This window comes from Serratia marcescens, from assembly GCF_029846115.1.
Taxonomy (GTDB): domain Bacteria; phylum Pseudomonadota; class Gammaproteobacteria; order Enterobacterales; family Enterobacteriaceae; genus Serratia; species Serratia marcescens_L.
Genome location: NZ_JARVZZ010000001.1, coordinates 2,565,616 through 2,577,954, shown reverse-complemented (window position 1 = coordinate 2,577,954; position 12,339 = coordinate 2,565,616). Strand labels below are relative to the sequence as shown.

Genomic DNA, 12,339 nt, shown 5'->3' with positions numbered 1-12,339 from the left:
ACGGCAATAAAGCCATCAGGCAATTCACGGCTTAATTAATTTGCGTTTTCGGGATGTTGCCTTCATCCGGCTCGGAATTTACCGCCCTCACCGCTTGCTGAGGCGGTTGCGTCTGCGCTTTTTGCGCATTGGCTAACGCCTGAAGCACTTGTTGAGTCGGGCCGAACGCGTTGACGTTGCCATTCACCAAGAGCAACAGCTTGCTGGTCATCGACAGCAAATTGGTGCGATGGGTAATCAGAACCACCGTTTTATTACGTTGCTTGAGGAACATAATGGCCTGGTTCAACGCTTTCTCGCCCGCATCGTCCAGATTGGAGTTAGGCTCATCCAAAACCACCAGCGAAGGGTCGCCGTACAGTGCGCGCGCCAGGCCGATACGCTGTTTCTGTCCACCGGACAGCCCAGCGCCACCGTTGCCGAGCACCGAATCGTAGCCGTTCGGGAAACGCAGGATCAGTTCGTGCACACCGGCCAGCTTAGCGGCTTCAATGACTTTCTCTGAGTCGATATCGTTAAAGCGTGCGATATTCTCGGCAATAGTCCCGGCAAACAGCTCAATGTCCTGCGGCAGATAGCCGATATACGGCCCCAATTCATCCTTGTTCCACTGATAGATGTCGGCATTATCCAACCGAACAATCCCTTCACTGACCGGCCAAATGCCGACCAGCAAACGAGCCAGCGTCGATTTCCCCGACGCGCTTGGGCCAATGATCCCCAGCACGTCACCGGGCTGGATAGCAAAACTCACGTTATGCAATACCGCATCGCCTTTGGATCCCGGCGGCGTGGCGGTGACGCCTTCTACGGCGAGTACCCCTTCCGGACGCGGCAAGGACATACCGGTACCCCGTTGCGGGTGCGTTTCCAGCAGCTTGACCAACCGGCCATAAGAAAGCTTCGCCGCGCTGTAGCTCTTCCAGACGTTAATAACCTGCTCAATCGGCGCCAGCGTTCGCCCCATCAGAATGGAGCCGGCGATCATCATACCGGGCGTGATGTGCCCATCGATCGCCAGCCAGCCCCCCAGCCCCAACACCAGCGATTGCAGCGACATGCGCACAAACTTGGTGATCGACGTGACCCGCGATGCGCGTTCGCTGGCGATGCGCTGACTGTTCAAGAACCGCTGGTGCAGGCCGAACCACCGGCGTTTCAGGTTGGGCAACATCCCCAAAGCCTCGATCACTTCGGCATTTCGCAGATTGGTGCTGGCCAGCGTACCGGACATAATCGACAGCTTGCTGGCTTCCGCCAGCGGCTTTTTCGACACCATTTCGTTGATCACCGCCAATGCGATCAGCAACAGCGCACCGACCAGGGCGAAGAGCCCCAACCAAGGGTTAAAGAGGAATATCACCAACAGATAGATCGGAAACCACGGCGCATCAAAGAAGGCGAACAGCGCGCTGCCGGTGAGGAATTGGCGCAGATTGGTCAAATCGCTCAGCATCTGGCCGGCGTCAGACGAACCGTTTTTCAGATTCGCCTCGTAGGCCGCAGTGTAGACTCGCGTGTTGAGGCGCATATCCAGCTGGCTGCCAATACGGATCACCACCATGCTACGCACGTATTCCAACAGCGACATCATGCCGAACATGCCCAACATGATCAGCGTCAGCATCAACAGCGTGATTTCATTACGCGAAGGAAGCACCCGGTCGTAAACCTGGAGCATATAGATAGAAGGAACTAGCATTAATAAATTAATAAATGCGGTAAATATGCCAACGGTCCAAAAAACCTTACTGCGAGTCCGTATAACATCCGCAATTTCGTTGCGCGGTATAAATTGATTCACTTTCTGCCCTTACATCATGTGCACTGTCAGTCAAAATCCGCATTGGACTCTTATAAGGAAAATCCTAAAAAAGGAAAAATAAAATAAATCCTAAAGAACCCCCACCCCAGACATGCTCGAGACTGCAGATACTTTTTCTAACTATAGGTAGAGAACGCGGATATCAGCAAGGCCGTAAGCAAAAAAAATCGCCTCACGAACCACAGAAAAAAATAAATAAAAACAACTAGATAAATAACAGACAGGGCAAAGCGAGTTTAGTACGAAAGGGAATAAATTAGAGATAATGACGTAGTTCACAATTTTCAAAGAATACGGGGTGTTTACACACCCCGCATTATTTATTGACTAACAGTTTCAATGGGAATTATACCCCACGGGAACTCATACTTAGGCGTAGTGCAGAGTATCCACCAATTGCTGGTGGTTTTGCCCAGTCAGGTATACCACGGTATCGTTGAGGTCCAGCGTGTGGTTATCGTTGTTGTCGATAATCACATAAGAGCTGGCAGTGTTACCGCCACCGCTGAATACAACGGATGCCACACCCACTTTCGCCGTCAGGGAGTTGCTGCTATCCAGACCGAGAATGCCGCCCAGCAGGCCGATAACGCCATTGGTCAAACCGCCCACCAGTGTCCCTAACAACGCATCCAACGTGTCGGCAGAGCGCGTACCGTAGTTCGCTACCGCAGTGCCGCTAGCGTCATCGGAGATAGTCAGGCCGCCATGGTTCACGTCGACAATCGAGTCCTTGAGGCTATTAAAGTCCTTGATGGTCACACCCGCCTGCGTGTTACTCGCCTTGATGTCATAGGTGTTGGCACCTGCGCCACCGGTCAGCGTGGTGTTGCCAATCACGCCCAGGGTATCGGCAGCACTGGAACCTTCTACGGTCATTTGGTAACCGTTCAGGCCCAACGCCGTCAACACCGGCGCCAACAGGTTGGTGGTAATGACGCTCAGCGGCAGAATGTTCAGCAACTGAACGATGATACCGTCACCGGTACCGCCATGGCTGGAGTCGAGATTCAGACCCGCGGTATTGGTGGATGCATTGATATCACGCACGTTGCTGAAACCGCTGCCCAGAGTCAGATCCAGCGCGTGATCACCGGTCACGTTGATGGTCTGAACCTGCGCATTGGTGCCGGCCAATGACAGAATGTTGTCAAAGCTGCCGGTACCACCTGAGGCCACGTTCACCGTGGTCAGCGCGGTACCCAACAGGGCGCTGCTGCTGCTGTTGAGGGTGATGGCGCCGGCATTCACGTTGGCAGAGCTCACCGCATCGAAGTTGATGTTGAAGTGATCGGTGGCGTTCTGCACGAAAGTAAAGTTCAGCGTACTGGCGGAAGTGGCGTCCCCTTTCACTTCCAACTGCGCGGCGTTGCCGCCGGCGGCGTTAATGACGTTGACGTTAGCCAGACCGGAGATCACAAAACCTTGCGAGCCCAGATTGGTAGCCGCCGCATTCTGCGTAACCGTGCCGCCCGTGGTGCCTTCAACCGTCGATGTACCGTTGGTCAGGCCAAAGTCAAAGGTGTGGGTCGGCGTTGTCACGCTGGTGGTGGTCGGTGAACCAATCAGCGGTGTCGTAATCAGCGTACCGACGGACTTGCCGATATAGCCGGTCAGGTCAATCTTCTCAAAGTTCGAGAAGTTATTGGCATTACTCGAAACAGTACTGGTGCGAACCCCCAGGGCGTTTTGGTTGGTCACCACGGTTTTGGTGATGAAGTTGGCGGAGATGGAGTCCGTACCTGCACCACCATCAGCCTTAACCGTGTTCGCGACGGTGTTCGCCCCGCCGGAAACCCCGTTGCCCACCCAGTGCAGGCTATCGTTGCCGGCACCGAGGTTAAACTGTGCGGTACCAGCAGCGATGTTTGCCGTCGATGTGACAACTACGTCATCCGAACCCGAACTGGCATTCAGGATGACGTTGCCGTTATTCACGGTGATATCTACACCTGGATTAACACCATTGTCAGACAAATTGACTGTTGCTGCGCTGGTGCCGTTGATGGTCAGATTCGCCAGATGGTCGGCGAACTTGAGGTTCACGGTGCTGGCAGCATTGGCGTTCAATTGGACATTAGTGAGTACCGCTGTTTCGGCGTTGCTGATTTGGTGAGATGCGCCGGTGTTCACTGTGCCCGTTGCGTTGCCGCCGGCGGCCGTTGCCGTCAGAGACGCAGCAGTTTTGTACAGCAGGCTAGTACCGATGTCGAACTCGAAACCATGCTGCTGGGTTACAGTAATATTATCTGTAGCCGTCGAGTTACGCAGATCGTTAATAATAGCCTGAGTAATCAGTGCCTTATCAGTTCCCAGCGAACTATACACCAAAATCTGCGCGGCTGTCGCAGCTACACCGTGTACCCCAGTGTAAACATGTTGTATAAAGTCATCACCCGTTAGTTGGGCACCTTTCTTCTGAAACTCGCTTGACTTCAATATGGTCCCAATAAATCCTTTATAAGTCATCGCTCCTTTCGATAAATACTTACTCCAATCATCTAAACCACGAGCATCAATATCACGCTGCGGAACTGCAAGATAAACTGCAGAAACCTGCTCTTGATAACTTAATGAAGGCAGTTGCCCTGGCTGATAGCTGATAGTCGCGCTATTGAAATGTTGCTGCGCGGTAGTATCGCCTGAAGCAACAGTACCACGAAGAGAATCAATAACTTGAATCAGAACTTCTGCACGAGAAGTCCCTCCAGTCAGTTCAGTGACATAGTTAGATAATTCGGTCGCAGAGGGAGACCTTTCGTAACCCCATTTAAATAAACGAATCACATAATCGGTATTGCTAAGAGAAGTCAGATTTGCAGAGAAAATTATTTCTTGCGCTACCTGGACGAAGGTTTTCGTACCGGCATTAATGGCCGCTCCATAGTTGTTTATGCCAAGTGCAGATTGAGCCGCCCCAGTAACATAATAGATAGCCTGCACGTCCGAGGCGCCTTGCCCAAGGGCAGCGGCGCTTACCGACGGGAACAGCACAGCATTTACTTGCTGATCAAGACTAGTCTGCGCAGCGGATAGAGTAGAGTCAAATCCCGAATAATCAAGAACCTGATTTACAACTTTAGCCATTGCCTCGGCAAGAGTACTACCCGTCAGGTAATCTTGCAGAGTTGAGGTGGGTGCAGCAGAGCCAAAAATTTTTGTATAAACAATTTGTAAAGCATTTAAATCTGATAAGCCGTTAAAGAGGGCTACACCATCCGCAGAAGTCAACAACGTAGTAACATATGCTGAGGCTGAAAGTTCACCTCGCTGCAATTGCGCACCTATTGAGTCGAACGTAGCGTGTGACGCGCTTTTCCCTAAAACAGCGTATAAAATAGCTGCTGCTTCTTTCTGATACGCCAATGAAGCCATGATTCCCCCCTTAGAGGACTAACTTGAGAAGCCATAAAAAAATCGGAAGCATAAAAGAGATATAACTCATTAATAATGCAGCTAAACATGCATTCCGACTGGTTATACCCAAACAAAGACAGCAAAGCTGTCTGAATTAAAAGAAAGGATAAGATTCAGGTTATGTCAAGGTAGGCGACGAAAGGTTTTAGCAAAAAAAACCACACAAAGTGAATGGATAACATTTATCGCACAAAATTCCTATAACCGAAAAATCTATAGAAAACACTGAGATCACATCAAAAAATAGTTATAAAAAATAAATTATAAAGAATTTAAGAAGCAATTGGAGCTATAGAACACTGCAAATACACCAAAAAAATGAGTATCAGCGCCCTGAAGTCAGCACAATGCATTACCTCTAAAGACTTTTACTCAAGTTATATTTTGTATATAGAAGGGGAATAAGTCATAACCTTCACTAAAAATAAGTAGCAAGGAAATAATTAGCGAAAATCGAAAGAATAACTCTAAGGAAAAAACACAGAACCCCATGAAAATAAATCTGACCTTCTGCCATGTCGTTACAAGGCGTGAACACTGTTCTGGGAATATAGTTTTATCGATGCCCCACCGCGTAACTATTTAACAACGTAGAGAATGTCGGTTTCCGCCTGGTACCAGAGAGGTTGTCAGCCCCCTCTGAAAGAGGAGTACAAACCTAAAGTGTATATAAATAACTTTTGACAAAACCTTGCTATCAGCTTAATTGAGATGAGTTGTCGCTTCTCTCTAAAAGCACGTGATATATGGTATTAAATTATAAAATAAAATAGGAATGGGAAACGGTATAGAATGGATGGGAAATAACGCTTTTATTAAGATACAACAACGGAGGAACCAGAAGAAATAAATCGAAAATTCTAACCGGTGATTCGTTTCGTATACAAAGTAAATTTTGATAAATTTACGAATAGCCCAGGGAAATAAATACCACAGAGAGGATATACATCATCAGTATCAAGGGAAAAACGTTATCATTGGGGATGGAGAAGTAACAGGGAATATACTATAGCTTACGAGGGAGGGGTGAGGAAGAATATCGCCTATCAACTTTGCTATATTCGCTATAGTAGTATACGAGAGAACAATCCGTTAGCAGGAAAATTCTCTCGTCAAGTTAACATCGGATACTCTTTAACGATAATAAAATGTAATAACTCCATTAATTCTGTATAAACTTAAAAAAACAGAAATCAATCTTCAACGCATTCCTCCGTAATGAGTTGTCGTACACACTGCTCAACAAATAAAAACAATCATAAAAAACACACAAAGATATCAAGAAATTAGATGATATCTGACATCAATAAAATGAAAATATTTACTCGTCAATTTTACCAAAACCTTTCCAAATCCCCGGACTGCCAGCTCCAACACATACCCATCCCATGAAACTACCACTCTGTGGTAAAGAGTTGTCAATAACATCACCAACAGAAAAGGTGCCGTTCTTTGGTGGTCCTGACAGTAATAAGCGTCTTATCGATGGAATAATTACATGTGACTCTACGCCAAGAACGGTAAATCGCCCGGCAACATTATTATTTAGCCACATCCCGTTTTTTGACCCAAATTGGGCATCACCTGCAACCATACAATCATCAATTAAAACATTCGGCGTTTTTGAATCAATAAAAACGTTACCATCAAAAAAAGAAGAAACAACTCGCATCCTCAACTTCTTTGAACCGGCCTTAACAACAAATGACTTTTTGATGCGGCAGTTTTCAAGAAAAACATCACCATCAAGATACGACCAATTAATCGAATTGAAGATGCAATCTTTAAAGATTTTAAACCCCGAGGTGGATAATGCATCAACCGTATCAATAGTTACATCTTTGAAAGTGAATTTACTGTTCGTTCCCGTTTTGATTTTGATATTTTTTGCAGGACTGCACCGGTGCGAATCAATATAAAACTCACCATAAACATGCTTCAAGAGATATTTAATTTCATCACTTCCTCCACCACTGACTTTGATCGTCCCTTTTCTTTGCATAAAAAGAGTACAACCTTCAGTACCAGAGACATCCCAATGTGCGTTATATTCAGCATGTAAATTAACGAAATAGTTTTCTATGCCACCAGCAAAATCACAAATCGGTGAAACAGGGTTATCTTCCCATTGGCAATCATTGAAGCGAAGATAATTGCAATCATCTCCCAGAGAAGACATTATTACTATTGGGCTAACCAGCGTTTTAGACTCATCAAAGCCATCTTTTAAATTAGCTCGATCGCCAGATGTTCTTCCACAGTTAAAAACATCAACTTGCTCAAAAACAGAGTCTTGGCATTTGTCGATCAACAGTCCCGCACCATCAAACCCCTCCAGAGTAACCTGTTCTATACGCATTGCATATTGGTATTGCAGAAAAAAACCATGACACTTACTCAAGTTCCCGATGAGTTGAATATTGCTAATGGATACAGCACGAAAGCCAGGACTTTTAGCAGATTTATTAGATTTTCCAGGAAAATGAAAAACACCGAAATTTTCGTAGCCTTCACTCATGCGAACATCAATGACCGTGCCCCCTTTCTTGCCAAACCCATCTATTTTGGCTCCAGAGTCTAAAGGGAAGATAATTGGTGTTTTAACCACTAACTTTCCTCGCGGCAAAACGACTCTGCGATTACTGGAAAAATGAATTGCCCGAGTAATCGCCGGCCCATTGTCATCTTGTATATCACTGACCCCAAAATAACTACCTAAAATAGGTTCATCGTTTGAAAACACTCTTTTCCAACGCTTACCATCATCTGTAACAATTACCATCCCCCCATCATCAGGAGAAGTATTGTCATCAGCATCATAATAGAATTCCCCTCCTCCTGAATGTTGAGATTGCACGGATGGCTTATGGGGGGCAACTACGCTTTTCATGAGGGAATTAACTGCAGTAGTACTTGGCGATGGATAATAACTGAGTACATTTATCCGTTGACCAGGACTGATTGGAGACAGTTTCTTTAAGCTTTCAATATCAGGACAATTACTAGCAGAGGAATCGACACCTGCATTTTTTATCGAATCATCAGCAAGGGAATTTTCTGTCCCTGAAATAGCAACAATGGAAGCCAATGCCATAACGACACCGTTCTTGAGTGATTCTCTCTTAGAAAAATCAGGGTTACTTTTCTTCATTTTCTGACTCCAGAATAAATTTATTGGCCTTGTTCCCAGAGAGATACCACCATATTAACAAGCAGATTTAAATGAGATCACTCTTATTTTTAGTGTGATTTGAATATATATAGTAATAGGTCAGTATTATAAAACTATCAACAGTAAAGAATGTTACAGTGGCAGTAAAAAGCACCAAAATAACGACATCATAACTATCTAACTTCAAATACATACAAAAAAATATTATTGCGATGAGACCAATAACGCCCATTTCCATGGCAACACCTAGAAGTCCAACATTTGGCTTGAAACCAAATCCCCCTAAATAATCCACAATAGGCTGATAGTTGGTAAAACACTCGTACTCTTTTCCACAACCAATTAAGAAACTCGGTACATTCATATTCAAGACTAAATATGATGCAGAAAATCGATGTGCTATAGATTGATTTTCGTAGAAAAAGGCAGGAACACCGACATTGAGATAGTTGGCGATCGAAACGAAAACGACAATGAAGAGTGAAAAAGTGAGCACAACAGGAACTTTAGCCAATATGCGCCGAAAAGGGTAAACAGCTGCTATAAGGAACAGTATAACTGAGGCCTTAGACAAGCTGAAAATATAGCCTAATGCGAATAATACAATCTCCCAAGCTCTCAATTTAAAATCTCTTAGTCTTATCATAAACGAGATGATTAATAGGGAAACAAAAAATCCAGCCTCTCGTGATAACCCCGACATTCTTGGCAGCAGAAAAACTTCATATTGGTTAGTAAAAGTTTTAGTTGCATAGTCGCCCCATATAGCAATCGATATTGCCTTTGGCCCTATTGCAGCAGAATAGTTTGTACCAGCGAATTCATACAATGAAAACTGTAAAATACACCAAAGAACGGAAATAAGCATGCAGACATATATTTTACTAAAAACTGGCCTTCCTATTTTGTGAATATATGCAACACCTAATACAAGGGCAAATGTCTTGATGACTAAATCATACCGCCAAAATGCCAGGCACAAGACAGTCCACACACAAAAACACAGTAAAATCTTTAACGATACTGTAGACAATTTTCTTATAAATTCATAATCCATGAAAACCAAAGGAATCCAAAGATATAAAGTCACATCACCGACGTAAGGATTGAAAGGTGTAGCGATGAAAAAGAAAGCAATCCCCCACCTTAGAATATTTAGGAAGAGCCTTTCCTTTTCGCTACTATCAACGATAGTGTGTGTTGTAATACTCATTGATTTTTTGCTCTCATAAAGAAAATTTTCTTATAATATACTAACCACAAATGACAATCAATAAGCTGATTTATTTATAAACCCTTTAAAGACTGTAAGAAAAATAATTCGAATATCGAACCATACGCTCCAATTTCTAATGTAATCGAGATCATATTCAACTCGGCTCTGCATTTTGTCTAGAGTGTCCGTTTCACCTCTCCATCCATTTATCTGGGCCCAGCCAGTGATTCCTGGTTTAACTTTATGACGTAGCATATAACCTTTAATTAACTTTCTGTATTGTTCATTATGTGCTACTGCATGTGGCCGAGGTCCAACAATAGACATGTCCCCCATCAACACATTTATAAATTGTGGAAGTTCATCAAGCGATGTCCTGCGCAAGAAGCCACCAACAGCAGTAACCCTAGCATCGCCTTTTTTTGCCTGGACAACTTTATCTCCATTTTCCATAACACTCATGGATCTAAACTTCCAAACCATTATAGATTTCCCATCCATGCCATAACGTCTCTGTTTAAAGATAATCGGGCCTGGAGAAGTGAACTTAACAAACATCGCAATCAATAAAAGAACGGGAGAAATAAAGATTAATATTGCAAGCGAAAGTAAAATATCCTCAACACGTTTTATTATTTTATTAACACCGCTGATTGGCGTATCAAAAAGGGAAACTACAGAAACCCCGTTTATTTCTTCGCTACGCGACTGTAAAATATTAAAAGTAAAAACATCAGGTATAAGCATAACCGAGCAAGTTGTATCAGATAATTCAGCCACAGTATCTTTGATTAAACGTTCTTGCTCCATTGGCATCGCAATATAAATTCTATCAATCCGTCCATCCTTTGCGTCCCTGATAAGTTGCTCTAAATCACCACATTTTTCAACTTTCGTGTCGATAGAATTATATGCGTCATCATATATCCCAAGGACTTTGAAGCCCATCCAATGAGCATCATTTAAAGTTTCAGCTAGCTTGATGCCTACAGGGAGCGATCCCATGATCGCAACATTACGGGTGTTAAACCCCATATTTCGCATATAACCAAGCAACAAGCGAATAATCGAGCGAGAAACAATCAAGCCACAACATGCTAAGAGGTACCATTCAGCATATAGTGTTAAGTCGCTATAAAAACCATCGATAAAAGATATAATACCAACAGTCAATAAAACACTTAAAGACCAGTTTTTTATGATAAGTTGAATCTCTAAGGTAGCACGGACCCCACGCCACGAGCGGTAAAACTCGGTTATACCACCTGCCATTTGAAATATGACGATTGATATCAATACTACAACCCAATGCTGCATGGCAAATACATTGCCTGACAGTTTACATGCCAAATAGAGACAGAAGCTTATAATGATAATATCTGAAAACCGCTGTATCATTGAAGTTAGAGACGCATTAGATTGTAGAGCACCACGACGAAAACCATTCATAGCTGTTTGCCTATTAACCAACATAGTATAACTCCTGCCCCAGTACCTGTCAGATTAAAAATATATTTTTTATAAAACAGAAGAATACATCATATATCAGGGGAGTCGCGTTCAATCCTTCTATTACAGGAAAGATATCTTCGTTGCACTTTGAATATCATGCACCAAGATCAAGGTACACTTTTTGGGTTGCTGCAATCATCTTGTCCGCCGTAAATTTCTTACTGAACGTATCTCTTGCAGCGTTCCCCATTCTCTGCCATTCCTCTCTTGATGTATTTTCGAGTATATGACATAGCTCCTCCGTTTGCTCAGGAGAAAATAACCGGCCATTTATGTGGTCGTCAACGACCTCGGGAAAAGAACTACAGTTACTCGCTAAAATAGGTAATCCATAGCTCATTGCTTCCAATGGAACCATTGCAAAACCTTCCCATCGACTTGGTATTAGCAATACATCAGAGCGACAGAAATGTGGTGCCAATTGTTCAGCGGACAACCAGCCGGCATATGTGGTCTGCGGAAGATCTTGAATCTTATCATTTTCATTTTCAAGCACAAAATCACCGACAACTGTCAAATGGAATGCTTTTCCTTCTAATTGGCGCATAGCTTTGGATAAAATATCAAAACCTTTTTGGTAGTCGAAACGACCAACAAAAAGAAGTTGAATAAGCTCATGCCCCTCAAAGGAATTGACTTTTTTAGCGTAATTTTCATTACTCGGAACACCATTATGAACGACGACCAGTTTATTCTCATTAAGCCCCGCATCAACAGCCATTTTTTTTTCACAATGACTTACACAAATGACCACATCAGTTATAGGAAGCAATAGTTTTTCGATGACGGTATATATACGTGATTTAAATCGAGATACTGTCATCATAAATGCAAAAGCATGCGGACAATATATTACTTTTGGGCGATAGATTGGCCAGAGAAAAATTAACGACAATCGTCCTAAAGCACCAGCAAAACTACTATGTAAATGAACCACCTCTGGCCGATGTTTTAATACAACCCTCGTAAATATGAAGAAAAACTGTAGAAAACCGCGAATCCCACGCCCTAATCGAGAGAAAGGTTTTATCGACCTCGAGTCAACACCATATAATTCTGAAGCTTGGTCGGCAGGAACTAAACAACAAATATTTTCCTGCCCTTTATCAGCAATCTGACTTTTTGCCAACTGACGAAGGACCGTAGCCACTCCCCCCTTGATTGTTTCTGCTGCATGAAGAACTCTCATCAAATCTC

6 protein-coding genes are annotated in these 12,339 nt (G+C 43.9%); all 6 read right to left on the bottom strand.

The annotated features are described in order from the left end of the window. Positions 1-31: 31 nt before the first annotated feature. Positions 32-1,804, bottom strand: coding sequence for a type I secretion system permease/ATPase (locus QDT79_RS12100; protein WP_063989334.1), 1,773 nt, complete (start codon positions 1,802-1,804; stop codon positions 32-34). 390 nt (positions 1,805-2,194) lie between these two features. Further along, positions 2,195-5,200: a beta strand repeat-containing protein gene (locus tag QDT79_RS12095; protein ID WP_308316548.1), complete on the bottom strand. Its 3,006-nt coding sequence runs from the start codon at positions 5,198-5,200 to the stop codon at positions 2,195-2,197. A 1,363-nt stretch (positions 5,201-6,563) separates the two neighbouring features. Continuing rightward, complete coding sequence (locus QDT79_RS12090) at positions 6,564-8,393, bottom strand: putative phage tail protein (RefSeq protein WP_308316547.1); 1,830 nt, start codon at positions 8,391-8,393, stop codon at positions 6,564-6,566. Between the two features lie 67 nt (positions 8,394-8,460). After that, on the bottom strand, positions 8,461-9,627 hold the full coding sequence (locus tag QDT79_RS12085; RefSeq protein WP_308316546.1) for a hypothetical protein: 1,167 nt from the start codon (positions 9,625-9,627) through the stop codon (positions 8,461-8,463). A gap of 57 nt (positions 9,628-9,684) precedes the next feature. Further along, positions 9,685-11,079, bottom strand: coding sequence for an undecaprenyl-phosphate glucose phosphotransferase (gene wcaJ / locus QDT79_RS12080; RefSeq protein ID WP_308317179.1), 1,395 nt, complete (start codon positions 11,077-11,079; stop codon positions 9,685-9,687). A gap of 157 nt (positions 11,080-11,236) precedes the next feature. Then, entirely contained in the window at positions 11,237-12,331 is a 1,095-nt protein-coding gene (locus QDT79_RS12075; protein ID WP_308316545.1) for a glycosyltransferase, read from the bottom strand. Positions 12,332-12,339: the final 8 nt, after the last annotated feature.

Coding starts and splice junctions, on each gene's coding strand:
- QDT79_RS12095 (WP_308316548.1), bottom strand. CDS start 5,200: ATGGCTTCATTGGCGTATCAGAAAGAAGCAGCAGCTATTTTATACGCT.
- QDT79_RS12090 (WP_308316547.1), bottom strand. CDS start 8,393: ATGAAGAAAAGTAACCCTGATTTTTCTAAGAGAGAATCACTCAAGAAC.
- QDT79_RS12085 (WP_308316546.1), bottom strand. CDS start 9,627: ATGAGTATTACAACACACACTATCGTTGATAGTAGCGAAAAGGAAAGG.
- wcaJ (WP_308317179.1), bottom strand. CDS start 11,079: ATGAATGGTTTTCGTCGTGGTGCTCTACAATCTAATGCGTCTCTAACT.
- QDT79_RS12075 (WP_308316545.1), bottom strand. CDS start 12,331: ATGAGAGTTCTTCATGCAGCAGAAACAATCAAGGGGGGAGTGGCTACG.